The sequence below is a fragment of the Leptotrichia buccalis C-1013-b genome, assembly GCF_000023905.1.
In the GTDB taxonomy this organism is placed as follows: Bacteria; Fusobacteriota; Fusobacteriia; order Fusobacteriales; family Leptotrichiaceae; genus Leptotrichia; species Leptotrichia buccalis.
Window position 1 is genome coordinate 170,000 of the sequence record NC_013192.1, and the last position, 20,396, is coordinate 190,395.

At 32.7% G+C, this 20,396-nt stretch carries 17 protein-coding genes, 1 tRNA gene and 3 rRNA genes; 17 read left to right on the forward strand and 4 right to left on the reverse strand.

The genetic code is table 11. The annotated features are described in order from the left end of the window. The first annotated feature begins 20 nt into the window (after positions 1-20). From LEBU_RS00840 to LEBU_RS00880, 9 genes are all read left to right on the forward strand, one after another. On the forward strand, positions 21-905 hold the full coding sequence (locus tag LEBU_RS00840) for a DMT family transporter (RefSeq protein WP_012806286.1): 885 nt from the start codon (positions 21-23) through the stop codon (positions 903-905). Between the two features lie 100 nt (positions 906-1,005). Next, positions 1,006-1,524: a peptide deformylase gene (gene def, locus LEBU_RS00845; protein ID WP_012806287.1), complete on the forward strand. Its 519-nt coding sequence runs from the start codon at positions 1,006-1,008 to the stop codon at positions 1,522-1,524. 23 nt (positions 1,525-1,547) lie between these two features. Continuing rightward, positions 1,548-2,498 (forward strand): methionyl-tRNA formyltransferase, encoded by a 951-nt coding sequence (fmt, locus tag LEBU_RS00850; protein ID WP_012806288.1) that lies wholly within the window; start codon positions 1,548-1,550, stop codon positions 2,496-2,498. Between the two features lie 80 nt (positions 2,499-2,578). Then, positions 2,579-3,244 (forward strand): redox-sensing transcriptional repressor Rex, encoded by a 666-nt coding sequence (locus LEBU_RS00855; protein ID WP_012806289.1) that lies wholly within the window; start codon positions 2,579-2,581, stop codon positions 3,242-3,244. A gap of 42 nt (positions 3,245-3,286) precedes the next feature. Beyond that, the gene (gene folD / locus LEBU_RS00860; RefSeq protein ID WP_041760721.1) at positions 3,287-4,138 is read left to right on the forward strand and encodes a bifunctional methylenetetrahydrofolate dehydrogenase/methenyltetrahydrofolate cyclohydrolase FolD; all 852 of its coding nucleotides are present in this window, start codon (positions 3,287-3,289) and stop codon (positions 4,136-4,138) included. Between the two features lie 36 nt (positions 4,139-4,174). After that, a complete protein-coding gene (accB, locus tag LEBU_RS00865; protein ID WP_012806291.1) occupies positions 4,175-4,666 on the forward strand; it encodes an acetyl-CoA carboxylase biotin carboxyl carrier protein in 492 nt (163 codons plus the stop codon). 41 nt (positions 4,667-4,707) lie between these two features. After that, a complete protein-coding gene (locus LEBU_RS00870) occupies positions 4,708-5,991 on the forward strand; it encodes a hemolysin family protein (protein WP_012806292.1) in 1,284 nt (427 codons plus the stop codon). Next, on the forward strand, positions 5,988-6,461 hold the full coding sequence (locus LEBU_RS00875) for an NUDIX domain-containing protein (RefSeq protein WP_012806293.1): 474 nt from the start codon (positions 5,988-5,990) through the stop codon (positions 6,459-6,461). The genes LEBU_RS00870 and LEBU_RS00875 overlap by 4 nt, the downstream gene beginning before the upstream one ends. A 67-nt stretch (positions 6,462-6,528) precedes the next feature. After that, entirely contained in the window at positions 6,529-7,059 is a 531-nt protein-coding gene (locus LEBU_RS00880; RefSeq protein ID WP_012806294.1) for an adenine phosphoribosyltransferase, read from the forward strand. A 76-nt stretch (positions 7,060-7,135) separates the two neighbouring features. Here LEBU_RS00880 and LEBU_RS11820 read toward each other — a convergent pair whose 3' ends face one another. Continuing rightward, entirely contained in the window at positions 7,136-7,294 is a 159-nt protein-coding gene (locus LEBU_RS11820) for a hypothetical protein (RefSeq protein WP_012806295.1), read from the reverse strand. Positions 7,295-8,169: 875 nt separating this feature from the next. Here LEBU_RS11820 and LEBU_RS00885 point away from each other — a divergent pair. From LEBU_RS00885 to LEBU_RS00905, 5 genes are all read left to right on the forward strand, one after another. After that, positions 8,170-9,681 (forward strand): 16S ribosomal RNA (locus LEBU_RS00885). Between the two features lie 112 nt (positions 9,682-9,793). Further along, a 23S ribosomal RNA gene (locus LEBU_RS00890) occupies positions 9,794-12,698 on the forward strand. Between the two features lie 61 nt (positions 12,699-12,759). Next, positions 12,760-12,872, forward strand: a 5S ribosomal RNA gene (rrf, locus tag LEBU_RS00895). Together the 16S, 23S and 5S rRNA genes with 1 tRNA gene alongside form the textbook arrangement of a ribosomal RNA operon. Before the next feature lie 16 nt (positions 12,873-12,888). After that, positions 12,889-12,965, forward strand: a tRNA-Asn gene (locus tag LEBU_RS00900). Positions 12,966-13,609: 644 nt separating this feature from the next. Beyond that, on the forward strand, positions 13,610-14,056 hold the full coding sequence (locus tag LEBU_RS00905) for a DUF6314 family protein (RefSeq protein WP_012806296.1): 447 nt from the start codon (positions 13,610-13,612) through the stop codon (positions 14,054-14,056). Between the two features lie 911 nt (positions 14,057-14,967). On the opposite strand, the gene LEBU_RS00910 is transcribed toward LEBU_RS00905, so the two are convergent. The 3 genes from LEBU_RS00910 to LEBU_RS00920 form a co-directional block, all read right to left on the reverse strand. Continuing rightward, the gene (locus tag LEBU_RS00910) at positions 14,968-15,519 is read right to left on the reverse strand and encodes a hypothetical protein (RefSeq protein WP_012806297.1); all 552 of its coding nucleotides are present in this window, start codon (positions 15,517-15,519) and stop codon (positions 14,968-14,970) included. An 89-nt stretch (positions 15,520-15,608) separates the two neighbouring features. Continuing rightward, positions 15,609-16,085, reverse strand: a complete 477-nt coding sequence (locus LEBU_RS00915) for a hypothetical protein (RefSeq protein WP_012806298.1) — start codon at positions 16,083-16,085, stop codon at positions 15,609-15,611. 103 nt (positions 16,086-16,188) lie between these two features. After that, positions 16,189-17,661 (reverse strand): hypothetical protein, encoded by a 1,473-nt coding sequence (locus LEBU_RS00920; RefSeq protein WP_012806299.1) that lies wholly within the window; start codon positions 17,659-17,661, stop codon positions 16,189-16,191. 315 nt (positions 17,662-17,976) lie between these two features. Here LEBU_RS00920 and LEBU_RS00925 point away from each other — a divergent pair, with 315 nt between their 5' ends. From LEBU_RS00925 to LEBU_RS00935, 3 genes are all read left to right on the forward strand, one after another. Further along, the gene (locus LEBU_RS00925) at positions 17,977-18,891 is read left to right on the forward strand and encodes a tetratricopeptide repeat protein (protein WP_012806300.1); all 915 of its coding nucleotides are present in this window, start codon (positions 17,977-17,979) and stop codon (positions 18,889-18,891) included. Between the two features lie 32 nt (positions 18,892-18,923). Then, positions 18,924-19,247, forward strand: a complete 324-nt coding sequence (gene ylxM, locus LEBU_RS00930; RefSeq protein ID WP_012806301.1) for a YlxM family DNA-binding protein — start codon at positions 18,924-18,926, stop codon at positions 19,245-19,247. Positions 19,248-19,492: 245 nt separating this feature from the next. Beyond that, on the forward strand, positions 19,493-20,353 hold the full coding sequence (locus LEBU_RS00935; RefSeq protein WP_012806302.1) for a MurR/RpiR family transcriptional regulator: 861 nt from the start codon (positions 19,493-19,495) through the stop codon (positions 20,351-20,353). The last annotated feature ends 43 nt before the right edge of the window (positions 20,354-20,396 follow it).

A 20,396-nucleotide genomic window follows, 5' to 3' on the forward strand; every position in this document is an offset into this window, starting at 1 on the left:
AAATGATAAGGAGAAGTTTTGTGAAACAGTATTTAGCAGATTTTGGGCTGCTTTTTGTAGGGATATTTTGGGGACTTGGGTTTGTATTTGTGAAGATTGGGCTGAATACAGGAGTTGATCCGTTTTATTTGTCAGCGGTTAGATTTCTTGTGGGAGGGCTTATTCTTTACGGGATTTTCTTTAGGAAAGTTGGTAGATTTACGAAAAAGGATATTTTGGCTGGATTAATAGTTGGAATTTTTCAATTTTTTGGATATGCTTTTCAAACTTATGGGGCAATGCTTACGACTGCCAGTAAAAATGCTTTCTTTACATCAATTAATGTTATAATTGTGCCTTATATTTTTTGGTTTTTGCACAAAAAACGTCCTGATATTTTTGCATTTCTGGCTTCAGTTATTTGTGTAATGGGAGTTGCTGTGATAAGTTTTGACAGGAAGATGAATCTTGCAAATCTTAATTTTGGAGATATTCTGACGATCATAAGTGCAGTATTTTTTGCAGGACAGATTGCTACGAATGGGTATTTCAGCAAAAAAGTTGAGCCGTTAAAACTTGTTGTTATGCAGATGTTTGTAGCTGGAATATTATTTGTGATAAATGTTTTTATTTTTTCAGATATAAGTAAAATTGAAAAACCTGCTGGAATGACGTTAGTTGCAATAATTTATTTAACACTCTTTTCAACAGCGATACCGACAGTATTACAGACATTCTGCCAAAAATATACAACTTCCACAAGAGCTTCAATATTAATGTCAACAGAGTCACTTTTTGCTCCACTTTTTGCATTTTTTATATTAAGTGAGAGATTGTCACTAAGAGTGGCAGCTGGAGCTAGTTTGGTGCTTTTTGCGGTGCTTGTGTCGGAAACAAAATTGGGATTAAAAAAAATTGAGGAATGATAAATAAAAAATTAATTGATGTTTTGTATTAAAATTTATCAAATAATATGATAAAATAAGACGTACAAATAATGAGTTTAAAAGGAGAGAAAAAATAAAAATGAAAATAGTTTTATACGGACACCCAACTTTGCGTCAAAAATCGGAAAAAGTTGATGTGGTTGATGATAATGTAAGGGAGACTCTGGATGAAATGGTTGCCCTTATGAGAAAGGCTAATGGCGTAGGACTTGCTGCAAATCAGGTGGATATTGCGAAAAGATTTTTTGTGCTGGAACACGATGGAGTTGTGAAAAAGGTTATAAATCCTGAGATTTTGGAATTTTCTGATGAAATTGTAGATATGGAGGAAGGATGCTTGAGCATTCCAGGAGTTTTTAAGAAAGTAAACCGTCCTGCGAAAATCAAAGTAAAATATTTGAATGAAAATGGGAAAGAAGTTGTTGAAGAACTTGAAGAAATGTGGTCCAGAGCATTTCAGCATGAATTTGATCACATTGAGGGAATCTTGTTTACAGATAAACTTTCGGTTATGAATAAAAGGTTAGTTGCTAAAAAATTAGATGTTTTGAAAAGAGATTTTACTAAAGGTAGAATTTATAGGGATTTGGACGAATAAAGTCAGGAAAGTGAGAAAAATTAATGAAGACAATATTTATGGGAACGCCAGAATTTGCGATACCGAGTCTGGAAGTTGTGTTTAAAAATACTGATTTACAGCTTATTTTTACAAAAGAGGACAAAATAAACGCTAGAGGAAATAAAATTATATTTTCGCCTGTAAAGCAGTTTGGAATTGACAATGATATTGAAATTATTCAGCCAAAAAAAATGAAGGATGAAGAGGTTATAAACAAAATTAAGGAAATAAATCCTGATTTAATCGTAGTTGTAGCTTATGGAAAAATTTTGCCAAAAGAAATAATTGATATTCCAAAATATGGAATAATAAATGTGCATTCTTCACTTTTACCGAAATATCGTGGAGCTTCGCCTATCCATTCGGCTATTTTAAACGGCGATACGGAAACAGGTGTAAGTATTATGTACATTGAGGAAGGGCTTGATTCTGGAGATGTGATTTTAAAGGAATATTGTGAAATTACTGAAGATGATACGCTTGGAACTTTGCACGATAAATTGAAGGATTTAGGAGCAGCTGGACTTACAAAGGCATTAAAATTGATTGAAAATGGAGAAGTTCAGGCGGAAAAGCAAGATGATAGCAAAGCCACTTTAGTAAAGCCGATTACAAAAGAGCAGGCAAAAATCGACTGGAATAGTACAAAGGAAGTTATTTATAATCAGATTCGCGGATTAAATCCATTTCCAGCGGCACATACTTCCAATGAAAAAGGCGAAAACATAAAAATTTACAAAAGTGAAAAAATTGATAAAAATTACAAAGATGAAAATGAAACTGAAATAGAAAACGGTACAATTGTTGAAATTATCAATAAAAAAGGGCCTGTTGTAAAAGTTGCAAATGGCGGAATATTGATTTTGGAGGCGAAATTTGAAGGGAAAAAACTTCAAAAGGGAGTAGATATTATTAATGGGCGTAAAATGGTGATAGGTGAAAAATTATTGTAAGAAATATTGAGTATAAATTTAATGTTAAAGCAATAATTTTTATGTGAATAGTGATTTTCTAATTTTCATAGGAGGAAATTATGAAATTAAAAAAATTGGAAATTTCTGAAAGAGTTGTTCAAAGATTGACAGAATATTTATCTATTTTAAAAGAGGCTCGAAAACGAGATGATGAAATAAATTCCATTGAGCTTGCAAAGATTATGAATACAACTTCTGCTCAAGTACGTAAGGATTTATCCACATTTGGTGAATTTGGTGTACGTGGCAAGGGCTACGATATTGATAATTTGATAGAAATTATTACAAAAATTCTGGGAATAGATAAAATTAATCATGTTATAATTGTAGGACATGGAAAAATGGGAGAAATGCTTTCTTCAAATGTTGAAGTTCTAGGAGAAGGTTTTAAAATTGTAGGAATTTTTGACAAAGATGAAAATAAAATTGGAAAAATTGCCGAAAATAATTTAGTTATTCAAGATGTAAGAAATGTTGAAGAGTTTGTAAAAAATATGAAAAATGAATTTAACATAAAGATAGATACAGCTATTTTGGCAGTTATAAAAGAGCAGGCACAATTTGCAGCTGAAGAGCTTGTAAAAAATGGAATTTGTGCGATACTTAATATGACGACTTATAAATTGGAATTAAATAAAAATATAAAAGTGGTAGATATGGATATTTCTGCCAAATTACAGGAACTAAACTTTTGGCGAATAAATAGTCCGAATGAAAAGATATAACAATGAAAGGAGAAACTGCTAAATTTGATTAGCAGTAAAGGTATGACTATAATTGACGGAAAGATGCTCTCAGATAAAATTTTGAAAGAAATTGAAGAAGAGCATAGTGAATTACAGACAGGAGTTGGCAGAAAAGCTGGACTTGCGGTAATTATAGTAGGTGAAAATCCTGCTTCACAAATCTACGTAAGAAATAAAATAAGAGCATGTGAAAGAGTAGGATTTCATTCTGAAACAATTAGACTTGATGAGCATATTACAGAAGAAAATTTACTTTTGGAAATTGAAAAATTAAACAATGATAATAATATTGACGGAATTTTGGTGCAATTGCCAATTCCAAAACATATCAATGAATTGAAAGTTATAAATGCAATCTCGGCTGAAAAGGATGTGGACGGATTTCATACAACAAATATTGGAAAAATGATGATTGGAGATGAAACAGGATTTCTGCCTTGCACACCAGCTGGAGTAATTCAGATGTTTGAAGAATACAATATCGACTTGGAGGGGAAAGACGTTTTGGTAATTGGGCAAAGTAACATTGTAGGAAAACCGATGACACTTTTACTTATAAATAAACGTGCAACAGTGCAGGTTTGTAATTCAAAAACAAAAAATTTACCTGAAAAGCTGCAAAAAGCTGATGTTGTAGTAGCTGCAGCTGGTTCGCCTAAATTAGTAAAAGGTTCAGATGTAAAAGAAGGCGTTGTTGTAATTGATATTGGAATAAATCGGGTAGACGGTAAAATATGTGGAGATGTGGATTTTGAAGAAGTTTCACAAAAAGCATCATACATTACTCCAGTTCCTGGCGGTGTAGGACCAATGACAATTGCGATGTTAATAAAAAATACATTCAAATCATATAAACAAAAAGTAGGTAAATAAAATTTAAAAATAAATAAAAAGAAAGTGAGAAAATTTATGAAAGATAAAATTAAATTTATTGAAGAACTAGCTAAAAGCATGAATGAAAATAAAATTGAGGCAGTAAAATATGAAGATAATAACTTTGAAATTTCACTGACAAAAAAAAGAAAAGAAAGAAACGTTATTTTAAGTCGAGCTTTATCTCAGCCACAGCCTTTAGCACAAGCACCAGTAAGTACTGAAGAAGAAGTAAAAATTGAAGAAACAGCAGCACCAGCTGAACCAAAAGAAGTAGCTCCTGAAGAAATTTCAGGAACAAAGATTACGTCACCAATGGTTGGAACTTTTTATGCATCACCATCACCAACAGCTGCTCCATTCGTAAAAGAAGGAGATTCTGTAAAAGAAGGTCAGACACTTTGTATTGTAGAAGCAATGAAACTTATGAATGAAGTAAAATCAACAGTTTCAGGAAAAATAAAAAAAGTATTGGTAAAAGATAAAGATAGTATAAAAAAAGGACAGGCGTTATTTATTGTTGAATAGTTTTCTGCTAAAAATATAAATTGAAAAAGAAGGGATAAAATTTGGAAGAGAAGAGGATTTTGTTAGATGTTATTCTGTTATTGGTTCTATTGTTTTTTACATCGTTTTTATCAGCTGCAGAGTCAGCTTTATCATCACTTAAACAAATTCATTTAAAAAGTGATTCAAAAGAAAAGGAAAAAACTAGGGAAAGTGAACTTTTAAAATTTTGGCTGGAAAATCCAAATGAATTACTTACAACACTTTTATTTATAAAGACAATTTCATATTCTTCAATGATTTTCACAGGAATTTACCTAATAAAGAAACTTTATAAGGAAAACCATTATGTAGGAATATCATTTTTTGTATTAATAATGCTGATATTATTATTTTCTGAAATGATACCAAGATTAATTGCCAGAAATAATATTTACGGGGTTTCAAAAACTTTGATAATCCCATTAAACACTCTAAGAATTATTTTAAGACCGTTAATTCGATTATTTATCTATATTTCAAGATTAATTGTTGGTATATTTAAAATAAAAGTAAAGGATCAGATGTTTGAAATAACAGAAGATGAAATTTTGACATTTTTAAAGGCTGGAACGGAAAGCGGTGTATTTGAAGAAGGCGAAGAGGAAATGATTACTAGCATTTTTGAATTTTCTGAAACGACAGTTAAGGAAATACTGACACCACGAAGAGATGTTTTTGCATTAGAAGCAGAAAGTAAAATTGACGATGTATGGAATGAAATTCTGGATCAAGGATTCACACGTATCCCAATTTACACCGAAACAATCGACAAAATTGTAGGAACAGTCCACATGAAAGATTTACTCCGTTACGATAAGCAAACTGGAGAAAATCCGCCAATAAAGGACTTTATGAAAGAAGCCTACTTTGTTCCAATTACAAAGCCTTTAGTAGAACTGCTGGAAGAATTTAAATTAAAGCAGCTTCATATGGCAATAGTTATAGACGAGTACGGAGGAACTCAGGGAATTGTAACAATTGAAGACTTACTGGAAGAAATTGTTGGAGAAATAAGGGATGAGTTTGATCAGGAAGAAGAAAATATTCAGCAAATTCGTGAAAAAATATTCGATATAAAAGGAGACACGCCTATTGAAGAAATCAATGACAAATTGGAAATAGAAATTCCATTATCTGAAGAGTACGACACTATTTCAGGATATATTCAGGATAAGTTGGGAAAAGTTGCTGATGTCTTTGATCAGGTAAAAGGCGATAATTTTGTATTAAAAGTAACTGATGTAGATAATAAGCGTGTTGAAAGAGTAAGAGCGGTTATTATTGAACAGGAAAAAGAAGAATGAGAAAGCAAGGAGAAAAAATGGAAGAAGTTAGACCAAGAATACGTGTAGCAGGAATTCTTGTTGAAAATAATAAAATTTTATTAATTCAACATCATAAGAATAATAAAAAATACTGGTTAATTCCAGGCGGTGGAAATGACTGGGGAGAAACCACAAAACAAGCTCTAATTAGAGAGTACAAAGAAGAAACAAATTTAGATATAGAAGTTGATGAATTTTTATTTTTTTCAGAAACAATTTCACCAAATAAAGAGCGTCATGTTTTAAATCTATTTTTCAAAGTTCATCGTAATAACAAAAACGATGATAATATCCAATTAGGAAATGAAGCAGTTCTTACAGATTTGAAATTTGTAACAAAAGATGAATTAAAATCAATTACTATTTATCCAAATATAAAAGAAAATTTACTAAAAATAGTAAATGGAGAAAAAGTGGGAAATTATTTGGGAAGTTTATGGAATGATTAAAATTTTTATTAATTTATTTTAATCAGATACATTTAATAACAAAAATAGAAAAGAGGAAAAATAAAAAATGACAATAGAAGAAAAAAACAAAATAGAAAACTTAATTCGTTCAGTAGAGGATTTTCCAGAAAAAGGAGTAATTTTTAGAGACATTACAACAGCATTAAAAGATAAAGAAGGACTGGAAATTATCATAAAAGATTTTACAGACAGATACAAGGATAAAGGAATAGATTACGTAGTAGGAGCTGATGCAAGAGGCTTCATTTTCGGAGCTGCAATAGCCTACAATATCGGAGCTGGATTCGTTCCTGCAAGAAAACCGGGGAAATTGCCAGCAGAAGTAGAAAGTGTAGAATATTCATTAGAATACGGTAAAAATAGTATAGAAATTCATAAGGACGCTTTCAAAAAAGGTTCAAAAATACTAATAGTAGACGATTTATTAGCAACAGGCGGAACTGCCAAAGCAATGGTTCAGTTAGTAGAAAAATTGGAAGCAAAAGTTTATGAGCTGGCATTTATGATAGAATTAACTGATTTAAAGGGAAGAGAGTTGCTAGAAGGCTATGATGTCTACTCACAGTTAAAATATTAATTTTAAATTTTTATATATGACCTAGTTCAATATATAAGAAAGTTTAGCTATAATATAAAAAATAGACCTGAGAAATTTAAAAATAAAAACTGGAAATTTCAAAGGTCTTTTTATTTATACTAAAACTCCATTTTGCTTTCACTTTACCCTCTCTACGTTCCTCTTTCCAGATTTCTTTTCTTCTCAAAACAACGGGATATTTAAAATGTAATCCCATTTCATTATCATTATGCATTTTCTATAATATCCGCCTTTCCTGAAATAATCACAACCTTTCCTTCATTTTTTAGGCTCTTCCAGATAAATTGCTCCCTTTAAGCCACCATCATTCTTAATCCAGTAAAATATACCAGGTAATAATGCAAAAAAGAATATAATCATCAAGATACCAAAAACGATTCTTTTTTATCCGCGATTTTCCTCCTCAATTTTTAAATTACAAATCAGATTAATCAATAAGTATTTTTATTATTTCCTTTAATTAAATTATATCTTCATTTTATTATAAGTCAATTTAAGATTATAAAATTATTTTTTAAAAATGAATAGTATATTGTCAAGTCTAACAAAACTTTTTTCTATCCAAGTAAAATGCTTGTAATAACTTTATCACATAAAATTTTGCTACTATAAATCATATCCAGAATAATTCTTTCTAATAGGCTATGTCTGAAAACTCAAAATCTATGTTATTTTTAATGTTTTTTTGATTTTACAAATTATACAAATTACGATAAAATCAATGTTTATTATTTTTGATTTTAGAAAAATTTGTTAAAAATTCATTATTTTGATAGTTTTCAGACACGCCCTATTTGATAAGATATATCAGCATATTATTTTTAGTTTTTTTTATATATTTTTTTGTTGCACTTGATTATACAATACACCACTACAAAAAAACCAAATTTTTTGAAAAAAAGTAGTTGACAAATAAATTTAATTATGATAATATATATCTTGTCGATACAAAAAGGTATCAAAGGACAATGATATAAGAATAGAAGAAGCAATAAGTGTAAAAGATAAATATTAATGTCAAGAACTCTTGTCTATAAGATAAGATTCTCGTCAAGACAAAAGGTGAAATTAAATATATGTAAAATATATTGAATGAAGAGTTTGATCCTGGCTCAGGATGAACGCTGACAGAATGCTTAACACATGCAAGTCTTTGGCAAATCTGTGCTTGCACAGCCTAGCCAAGGCGGACGGGTGAGTAACGCGTAAAGAACTTGCCCTGCAGACAGGGATAACAGACGGAAACGACTGATAATACCTGATACAATTGCTAGCACGCATGTGCCCGGCAATGAAAAGTGATGCTGCAGGAGAGCTTTGCGTCCTATTAGTTTGTTGGTGAGGTAACGGCTCACCAAGGCGATGATAGGTAGCCGGCCTGAGAGGGTGAACGGCCACAAGGGGACTGAGATACGGCCCTTACTCCTACGGGAGGCAGCAGTGGGGAATATTGGACAATGGGGGCAACCCTGATCCAGCAATTCTGTGTGCACGAAGAAGGTTTTCGGATTGTAAAGTGCTTTCAGCAGGGAAGAAGAAAGTGACGGTACCTGCAGAAGAAGCGACGGCTAAATACGTGCCAGCAGCCGCGGTAATACGTATGTCGCAAGCGTTATCCGGAATTATTGGGCATAAAGGGCATCTAGGCGGCCAGACAAGTCTGGGGTGAAAACTTGCGGCTCAACCGCAAGCCTGCCCTGGAAACTGTTTGGCTAGAGTGCTGGAGAGGTGGACGGAACTGCACGAGTAGAGGTGAAATTCGTAGATATGTGCAGGAATGCCGATGATGAAGATAGTTCACTGGACGGTAACTGACGCTGAAGTGCGAAAGCTGGGGGAGCGAACAGGATTAGATACCCTGGTAGTCCCAGCCGTAAACGATGATTACTGGGTGTGGGCATGAAGAGTGTCCGTGCCGAAGCTAATGCGATAAGTAATCCGCCTGGGGAGTACGGCCGCAAGGCTGAAACTCAAAGGAATTGACGGGGACCCGCACAAGCGGTGGAGCATGTGGTTTAATTCGACGCAACGCGAGGAACCTTACCAGATCTTGACATCCTACGAATGCCTGTGAGAACAGGCAGTGCCTTCGGGAACGTGGAGACAGGTGGTGCATGGCTGTCGACAGCTCGTGTCGTGAGATGTTGGGTTAAGTCCCGCAACGAGCGCAACCCCTATCGCTAGTTGCCATCATTAAGTTGGGGACTCTAGCGAGACTGCCTGCGAAGAGCAGGAGGAAGGTGGGGATGACGTCAAGTCATCATGCCCCTTATGATCTGGGCTACACACGTGCTACAATGGCCGGTACAAAGAGCTGCAAAACGGTAACGTTTAGCCAATCTTTAAAGCCGGTCCAAGTTCGGATTGAAGTCTGCAACTCGACTTCATGAAGCCGGAATCGCTAGTAATCGCAGATCAGCAATGCTGCGGTGAATACGTTCTCGGGTCTTGTACACACCGCCCGTCACACCACGAGAGTTGTTTGCACCTGAAGCCGCCGGTCCAACCGTAAGGAGGAAGGCGTCTAAGGTGTGGATAGTGATTGGGGTGAAGTCGTAACAAGGTATCCGTACCGGAAGGTGCGGATGGATCACCTCCTTTCTAAGGAGTAACAAACACTGCTTCTTCTTATGTCTATGTTCATTATTAGGACAATGGGAAATGAATAGTAGGTAAAAGATTACAATAAACTAGAGTAAAAGTTATTCTGGAGAAAAAAGCTAATAAGGGCACACGGAGGATGCCTAGGCAACAACAGCCGATGAAGGACGTGATAAGCTGCGATAAGCCGGGAGTAGATGCACATAATCGTTAATCCCCGGATTTCCGAATGGGAAAACCTGCATATCTGGAGGATATGCGTGAAAACGGTAAGCCCGTGAACTGAAACATCTAAGTAACGGGAGGAAAAGAAAGTAAAAACGATTCCCTAAGTAGCGGCGAGCGAACGGGGATAAGCCTAAACCGTGTCAGTGTCAAGCGGACAGCATTGCTGACACGGGGTTGTGGGACTTCCATTAACGGATTGTCATAATGTTTAAGTTGTATGTATGTAAGTAGAATCAGTTGGGAAGCTGAACCAAAGAAGGTGATAGTCCTGTAGAACATAAAATATATATAACAACTGGAAGCACCCGAGTAGCGTCAGGCACGAGGAATCTGGCGTGAATCAGCGTGGACCATGTCACGTAAGGCTAAATACTGTTGTTGACCGATAGTGAAGAGTACCGTGAGGGAAAGGTGAAAAGAACCCTGAGCAAGGGAGTGAAATAGAATTTGAAACCGTGTGCTTACAAACGGTAGGAGCACTTTATGTGTGACTGCGTGGATTTTGGTTAATCATCCTGCGAGTTATGATCAGTGGCAAGGTTAATAAAGCGGAGCCGAAGGGAAACCGAGTCTTAATAGGGCGTTAAGTCGCTGGTCATAGACGCGAAACCTAGTGATCTAGGCCTGTCCAGGCTGAAGCTGAGGTAAGACTCAGTGGAGGGCCGAACTCACCGCCGTTGAAAAGTTGGGAGATGAGATAGGTCTAGGGGTGAAAAGCCAATCGAACTAGGAGATAGCTCGTTCTCTCCGAAATGCATTTAGGTGCAGCCTTGATGTTAAGATATGTGGGGGTAGAGCTCTGTATGATCTAGGGGGCGTACTGCTTACCGAAATCAAGCAAACTTCGAATACCATATATTAATCGTCAGGAGTGAGTCCATGGATGACAAGGTCCATGGACGAGAGGGGAACAGCCCAGACCGCCAGCTAAGGTCCCTAATTATGTCTAAGTGGGAAAGGAGGTGGATATTCACAGACAACCAGGAGGTTGGCTTAGAAGCAGCCATACCTTGAAAGAGTGCGTAACAGCTCACTGGTCGAGAGTATCTGCGCCGAAGATGTAACGGGGCTAAGACATAAACCGAAGCTGCGGAGGTGTGTTTTCACGCCTGGTAGGAGAGCGTTCTGTAGGCCGTCGAAGGTAAGCTGTAAGGCTTTCTGGAGGCATCAGAAGTGAGAATGCAGGAATGAGTAGCGAGAAGGCGGGCGAGAATCCCGCCGGCCGGAAGTCCAAGGTTTCCAGGGGAAGGTTTGTCCGCCCTGGGGAAGTCGGGACCTAAGCATAAGCAAAAATGTGATGGCGAATGGAAAACAGGTTAATATTCCTGTACCACTATTATCGCTTGAGAGACGGAGTGACGCAGGAAGGTATGTGAGAAGACTGACGGATTAGTCTTTCTAAGGGCGTAGCATGGACACGCAGGTAAATCCGCGTGTCTAAATGTGAGACCTGATGGGCAAGTGCATTAGCATAAGTTACAGATCCTACACTGCCAAGAAAAACTTCTATCGATGAAAAATAGTGCCCGTACTGTAAACCGACACAGGTGGACAGAGTGAGAAACTTAAGGCCGACAGGATAACTCTAGCTAAGGAACTCTGCAAAATAGCCCCGTAACTTCGGGAGAAGGGGTGCCTGATATACCTGAAAGGAGAAACACCTCAAGGGGAAACAGGCCGCAGTGAAGAGTCCCAAGCAACTGTTTACCAAAAACACAGGTCTATGCTAAGCTGAAAGGCGACGTATATGGGCTGACACCTGCCCAGTGCCGGAAGGTTAAGAGGAGGAGTGAGAGCTCCGATTTGAAGCCCCGGTGAACGGCGGCCGTAACTATAACGGTCCTAAGGTAGCGAAATTCCTTGTCGGGTAAGTTCCGACCTGCACGAATGGTGAAATGATTTGGGAGCTGTCTTGGCTGGAGACCTGGTGAAGTTGTAATGTCGGTGAAGATACCGACTACCTGCAGTAGGACGGAAAGACCCCGTGGAGCTTTACTGTAGTTTGGCATTGGGTTTTGGCTGTGTGTGTATAGGATAGTTGGGAGACTGTGAAGTTAAGGCGTCAGTTTTAACTGAGTCGTCGTTGGAATACCAACCATATGCCGTTGAAATTCTAATCTGGTAACGGAGACAGTGCTAGATGGGCAGTTTGACTGGGGCGGTCGCCTCCAAAAGAGTAACGGAGGCGTTCAAAGGTTCCCTCAGGCTGGATGGAAATCAGCCTAAGAGTGCAAACGCATAAGGGAGCTTGACTGCAAGACTGACGGGTCGAGCAGGTACGAAAGTAGGAGTTAGTGATCCGGCGGTTCCGTATGGAAGGACCGTCGCTCAACGGATAAAAGCTACCCCGGGGATAACAGGCTGATACTTCCCAAGAGTCCATATCGACGGAAGTGTTTGGCACCTCGATGTCGGCTCGTCTCATCCTGGGGCTGGAGAAGGTCCCAAGGGTTGGGCTGTTCGCCCATTAAAGAGGCACGCGAGCTGGGTTCAGAACGTCGTGAGACAGTTCGGTCCCTATCCACTGCAGGCGCTTGAATACTGTAAAGATCTGACCTTAGTACGAGAGGACCGGGTTGGACAGACCTCTGATGTACCAGTTGTCACGCCAGTGGCATGGCTGGGTAGTCACGTCTGGAACGGATAATCGCTGAAAGCATCTAAGCGAGAAGCCGTCTTTGAGATGAGTATTCGCAGTATCCATGGAGAACACATGGTTGATAGGCCAGAGGTGTAAGTGCAGCAATGCATTCAGCTGACTGGTACTAATATTACATCTGCTTTTTAGTTAATCTTTTACTACTACTATTTATTTCTCATTGTCTTAACTTGACAATTTAATTTTTGAAGTTTGGTGATGTTAGCAGCAGGGATATACCCGGTTACATTTCGAACCCGGCAGTTAAGTCTGTTTACGCCTAAAATACTTGGATTTGTCCCGGGAAAATAGGTAGTTGCCAAACTTTTTTTCTTTTGCGTGTCTCCGTAGCTCAGCCGGTTAGAGCATCTGACTGTTAATCAGAGGGTCGTTGGTTCGAGTCCAACCGGGGACGCCATTTTTTTTTGTAAAAATTTCATAAGGATTTAAAGCAAAAAGCAAAAAGGCATAAAGCATTGTATAGCATGTTAATGAATGATACTATTATAAATATCAAGATAGTAAATTATTGTGAGAAATATGGCTAGCTTAGACAAGAAAACTTTGATAAAGAAGTATTTTTGTCTTTAAAATAAAAATTGCCTTTAATAAAAGTTGTTTTGATTCTTCATAAAGTTATTATTAATTTAAATAAAATAGAAAAACTCAGATAACATATCTTTTACTGAAAGATTAAAATCTTGAAAATTCATAATAAATATGTTTTTTGATAAAATAAATTTTTTAGTTTTAATAAATTGACAAGGCTTTTAAAAAAGGAAAAACATAATAAAAATAGTAAAAACTGCTATTAAATAAAATAATCTAATACTAAATCTCATTAAAAAATAGAAATCATATTACGAACAAAAAGTTTTAATGATATAATTTAAAATTTGTTAAACATTTCCTATTTAGAGGGTGGGAAATAGTATTAGATAGTTGTAAAATAAATTTGTTTAATTTTATACATGAATTTTAAAAAGTATTTGATGTTTGTAAGGTGGTAATTTTTCTTATAAAAATAGCTAAGTAGTAAATGTATTAGGAGATGTTTGAATTATGGGTGGAAATGGTATGGATAGGATTATCGATATTTATGAAATGATGAAAAATGTTAGAAGGATTTCGTTTCAGGCGAAGAGTTTGGAAGGGTCTTCGACAGGTTGGAATTATGCTGGCAAAGGGAATGTTGTGGTTAGAGAAGAAGGAGATAGGTTGTATTTTATTGAAGAAATTATTCTTGATAATGATATTTGGTATAGTGATAGAAAATTATGGGAGTTTAAGGAAAATTATATTGGATTTTATAGGTTTAGAAATGGGGATTATGAGAAGATATTTGAGTTTCTATTTTGTGATGGGGAATTTATGATGAAGAAAGAGTATTTGTGTAGTTCTGATTTATATTATGGAGAAATGAAGATTTGGGATAATAGAATTTGTCTGCTGATAAAAGTAAAGGGGGAAAAGAAGAATGAAGTTTTGGAATACACGTACTTAACATAGAAATGTAGTCAATTCAGGATTTTTGAAAAGTGTTGAAGTAGAGTGTGTTTAGTGTAGGCCTATTTAGAATTTAATAAAATAAATATTCTGAAGCAGGGGTGTTGCCCTTTGTGGAAATGAAAAAACTTAGGTTAGAGAATATATCTAGTATACTTGATACTAAACTTTGTTTAAATAATTAATTTATTAAACCTGTTCGATAACTATGTTGAATTTGAAAATGTAATGAGATAAATATTACTCTGAAGGGAGCGAGACATCTTATTAGAGATAAAAAATATAAAGTTGCCGAACAAGTCTATTAAAAATATTTTTAATAAGAAATTAAAATGTAGTTTTTGCTTGTTAAACTGATTATAGGATTAAAATTTAGAATTTAGATTAGAGGATGTCTGAAAACTCTTAAAATAATGAATTTTTAACAAATTTTTCTAAAATTAGAAATAATAAATATTGATTTTATGATACTTTGTACAATTTCTAAAATCAAAAAAATATTAAAAATAATATAGATTTTAAGTTTTCAGACACAGTCTATTTTTAAATATTGAAATAAAGTAACTTGTACTAAACCCTATTTAAAAAATAGTAATAAAATTTTATAATAATTAGTTTGATAGCCTTGTAAAAAAAATCAAATCTAATTTTTAAGTATTTGTATAGGAGATTTTTATTCAGATTTTGAAAAACTGCTTATTATTAATAAATAAAATTACAAAAGTTTTTAAGACGAATATTTAATGATTAAATTTAATTATAGGATTTTTATAAGTACATAGATTGTAAATAGTACAATCTTGTACAAAAGGCTTTAACTCGATGAATTTTCTGATTTCTACTATTTAAATGAGAAGTAGTATTAATTCTAAAAAATAATCGCTGTCTTTTACAACAACGGTTATCTAAAAATTCTAACTATTTTCTTTTAGATTATATTTTTTTATATAATCTTCCATCATTTTTAATGCTATTGGTTTCTGACACCTTTTAACAAATTCTAAAGCTGTTAATCCCCACTTGTCTTTTATTAATAATTGTAATCCTGATTGGGAAAAAATTAATTTATATAGTGGAATCATTTCGTTTTCATCAACAAAGTAATTAAAAATATTTTTAAAAACTACAATTTTATACGGTTTGTATAATGCTGTTATATCTGCTCCTTTTTCTAAAAAAATTTTGCATAATTCTGTTGTTCCAGTTATATCATTTCCTCCGCCTTGAAATAAAGGAAAAAATAGAGTAGTTCCTTCCTTTGTTCTACTCTTAATATCAGCGCCTTTATTTATTAAAAACATTGATATTTTATAACGTGCTTCGTCATTATTATTTCTTAAAACATCATATAAAATATTACTTTTCAAAACACTTTCTTTATCTTCATATCCTTTTTCAAATAATTCTAAAAAATCTTCATATGTTCCTAACATTGCTGCTGCTGATACTGTTCTATATTCTGACATTTTTATCTCCTTTTTTAATTTTAATGCTTCATTTTTGTTTTTAAAAATATTTAAAATTTAAAGTTGTTTTTATTTTTGTTCTAGTATTCTTAATAATTGCCTTTCAGCACTTCTACTAGCACACATCTATTTTCTATATTCTTTTCAGGATACTTGTCTATATTTTTTAATATATTTTTCTTTTCTTTTTCTGGTACTGAAATATATTGTATTTTTGCTTCCTTATCAATTCCAAATGCTATTCCAAATAACTTTCTTTTTGTATAGAACCATTTTTTTCCAACTATTTCATAAGCATAATCTGTAGCTTCTCGTAATGAAGCAAAAAATTCATCTTGATTAGCAATTTCTCGCATTTTTCCATTTTCATCATCTATATAAAATTTTATTTGCCTTTCTTTAAAAATCTTATAATTTTTTTCATAGTATTCTTTTCTGTTTGCCATATAGCGATTATTTGGACAATCCGATACATTTATTCTTGCTTTTTTTAAATGATTTTTATAAAATAGACCAATAGCAACTATAAAAGTAAATAACAATAATAATTTGAAAAACTTATTCATAGTTGATCTCCTTTCTTTACTTTATTCGTATTTTCAAATTATATTTTCTATATTATTTATATAATCTGGTTTAGATTTTAATACAGGAAAATTTTTAGTAAAATTACTCTTTTTTAGAAGTTCTTTTTATAAAAGAATTTAGATAGCGGTTATTTTTTCTGCTGTTATAAATCATTGTTCGAGAATAATTTCTTTTTTTCTTTAAGTAAGAAAATCTGTCTATTTTGTTTAATATTATGTAGCGTTTAATTAATTTTAGAATATTAAATAATTCTGTGAGTATTGGGAGCAGGAGTATTATAAAAATTAGCAAGTAGGATTTTGAAAAATAGGATACGAGGACGTTTATTATGTCGTAACCTTTTTTTAGATTTTTGTCAAAAAATAGACTGAAGATAAAATCTCTTATTAGTAACGTTTGAATCAAGGCTATTGGAAACATTAGCAGTTTTATTGTTCTGAGGATTGAAAAAACAGATTTTTTTATTGTTAGAGTATTTTTTTCATTTAGCATTAATTTGGATACTATTTTTTCTTTTTCTTCAAATGGAAAATTGTAGTATTCGTATTCTATCAAAATAAAAATTATTAAAAATGTAAACAAAAAATTATTTATAATTTTTTTGATATTTAAACTAGTTCCCATCACACCAAAATCACTAATTTTTTTACTTTCATCCCGTAATTCAAAATTATTGTTTAATATTAAAGTTTCACCAGTTTCCAGCTTAATTATTTTTCCATATACTTCTCCTTCAATAATCTTTTTATTTTTTAGTTTTATTTTTACGGTATCCCAGTTGAAATAAATTATCTTTCCTTTTAGCCATATTGTTTCATTTTTTTCATTTATAAAAGATAAATTTACATTGTTATTGTCGTCAATTACTGTATCTGTGATATTTATATTTCCCTTTTGAGAGTTTTCGTAAGTAAGAATTTTTAAATTTTTATCTACTTTCCATTTTGTTTTTCCATCTTTGTTTACAATTTCGAGAGTGCTGTTTTTTAACTCGTCTATTGAATTTATTTCTGCGTTTTTTATTAGAATGGATTTTTTATTTAATATTTCAAGTTCGTTTTTGTAAGAATTAAGGAAGTAGCCTACTCCAAAGAAAATTACAGCCATTAGAAAAATTTTTTTAATACTATAGTCGTAAAAATAAGCAGTAAAAATTTTCTTTTTAATAATAAAAGTTATAAGCATTGACAAAAACGATAGTATTATTATAATAACAGCTGAAGCATATATAAAGTAGTTGTATCCTTTTAGATTTAACGCAAGATTTAAAAATGAAATATAAAATAGAACTATGAGCAGAAACCTTAAAACATATCTATTTACATTTATAATTTGTATCTTACCATTTTTTATATTTTGAATTTTTTCCAATTGTTTATTTATTTTAGTTTTATTTGTTTTTTTTAATTTTAGCTTGTTATTTAGCAAGGTTGATTTATTATTTAATTCATTTAGTAATTCTGGTTCATTTTCGAGTTCTTTTTTTCTTTTTTGTATAGAATATTTCTTGAAAAATTCAATAATTATTATTTTGCTTTTAAATAGTTCTTTCATATAATTTTCCTTTTTATTGTATAAATTAGTGTTGTTATTATAGCAACTTTATCTTATTATTAGTAAATATTTTACTTTATCTCGAATTAAAAAATAGATTTATTGCTTGTTTTGTGGTATTATAGAATAAGTAGTATGAAATTTTAAAAGAATAAAACCGAATTTCTTTAAAATCGAATTAATGTAATAAGTGTTAAAACTTAACTTGAAAAGTTATAATTTATTCTACCTAAAGCAAATATTATTTAATTTTATCAGTTCGATATTAAAGGGATTTGGGTATGTTATAAAATTTTAGAAAAGAGGAATTAATAGATGAGTGAGAAAGAAATAAAAGTAGATAAAATAGAGAGTAAAAAGCAAAGAATTGAAGAATTAATTGAAAAAAGGGAAGAATATGTAAATAAGGGTGAGATAGATAAGGAAATTGAAGTTCTGAGAGAATTGAGAATTTTATTTAAAAGTGTTTTTGGAGTGGAAAGTGAAGAAAATATAAAAGTTTTAACGGAGTTAGGAAATTCCTTGAAATATATCGGGAAATTTAAAGAAGCGATAAGACTTTTAGCAAGGGCAGAGAAGATTATTATTAAAAAATATGGTGAAAATAGTATGCCTTTTGTTACTTGTAACGCAAACATGGCAGAAGTTTATAGAACTATGAAAAATTATGATAAAGTTGAAGAGAAATATTTTAAGGCAATAAAAACTTATAAAAAAAATGATTTTAGGAATAGCTATGTATTTGCAGGAATTTGTAATAATTTGGGACTTTTTTATGAAGAAAAAGGACATTATCAGGATTCTATAAATTGGCAAAAAAGAAGTTTAGAAGTATTAAAAGATTCGAGAGACAGGGATAGTGAAATACAAAGTGCAGTTGTATTGAGCAATATGGTAAAGTCTTATATAAAACTTAAAGATGAAGAACTTGCTGAAATAACAATGAATGAAACTTCAGAAATATTGAAAAGGGAAATGGGAGAATATAATACTCTTTATTTGAATATTTTAAATAATTGGGCAAATGTTTATTTTGAAAATAAGAATTATAAAAAGTCATTGGAATTGCTGGAAAAATGTGAGAAACTTTGTAGGATTATGTTAGGGACAGAAAATAAAAATTATGGAGATATTCTGAAAAGACTGAAAATTGTCAAAAAGGAAGTTGATAAGAAAAAAATAGAGCGGTATGTTTGGAAAAATCAGGTTATAAAGAAAATAAAAAATTAGATTAAATCAATCTTATGGGAGCTTGGGAAATTATGGATAAATTGGATGACTTTCTAAAGTATTCAGTACTTTTTTCATATTATGGAGAACTTTTTCCAAAAAAGAAAAAGCAGTATTTAGAACTTTATTTGGAAGAAAATAGTTCACTTTCAGAAATTGCAGAACAATATGGAGTTACGAGACAGGCTGTATTTGATAATATTAAAAAAGGTGTCAAAAAGCTGGATGAATACGAAAGTAAGCTTAGGATATTTGAGAAAGAACGGGAATTGAAAAAAAAATTGGAGTATTTGAAAGAAAATTTTACGAAAGAAAATTTGGAAAAAATATTAGAAGATTTTGAATATACGGAATAAATTTATTTTGTTTAATTCTAAAATTTTAATTTATAATCTGAAAAATTTTAAAAATATAAAAATTTTGTTGACAAATAAAAAAGTTAAGGTATAATAAATGTGTAAAGAATATAAAGTTGTGTGTTTAGGTGTTACTATTTGGATTGGGCAAAACTGAAATGCGGGGGAATTATGCCGTTGTGTTTTTCTGCTTTCAGTTTTGTCTTTTTTATTTGGAAAAAAAATTATCTTCAAGGAGATGCAGGATGATTATTAATAAATTAGAGAAGAAAGAAAATTTTACGAATAATGAGAAGGAAATTGCGGATTATATTTTGAGGCATTTGGAGGAGATTCATTTGCTGTCGGCGGAGAATCTGGCGAAAAAGGCATTTGTGAGTAAGGCTACTGTTGTTAGGTTCTGCAGGAAACTTGGGGTTGAGAGGTATAGGGAATTTCAGAGAAGGCTGGATAAGGAAGTTGAGGAAATGATGAAAATTAAAGGACTGCTTAGTGAAGAGCCTGTAAACAGTGAAACAAAATACGATGAAATTATCTCAATTATTCCATCGCTTTATGAAAGAGTTATTGGGGCTACAAAACTTAATTTGGACACAACTGTTATGGAAAAAATTATTGAAAAACTTAAAAATGCTAAGAAAATTGAGATTTATGGAACTGGAATTTCGTATATATTGGCAAAGCTGACTTCGTTTAAGTTTATGACGCTTGGAATTGAGAGTGCGGCTTATGACGGACTTAATGAGCATTATATTATTTCTGCGGAAAAAGGGGAGAAGGATATAGCGCTTATTATTTCGCTTTCAGGGACTAATCCTTATATGATTAGAATTGCGGAATATTTGAAAAAAAGGAATGTATTTGTTGTAGGAATTGGGAATGGATCATCTGAAGAAATAAAAAAAGCATGTTCGGAATATATTGAAATACATGCTCCAAATTATATTTTGAGTTTTGAGATGGTGTCGCTATTTACTGGGATTAATTATGTGCTGGACATATTTTTCACTTCGCTTTTAGTGTTGAATTACTACAAAAATATAAATACTTCACTGGAAGTCAGTAAAAATTATGAGACAAATGAACCGAAAGTATCAAAAAAATAATTACAATAGACATAATTTTGAAACAATGGGGAAAATTGATAAA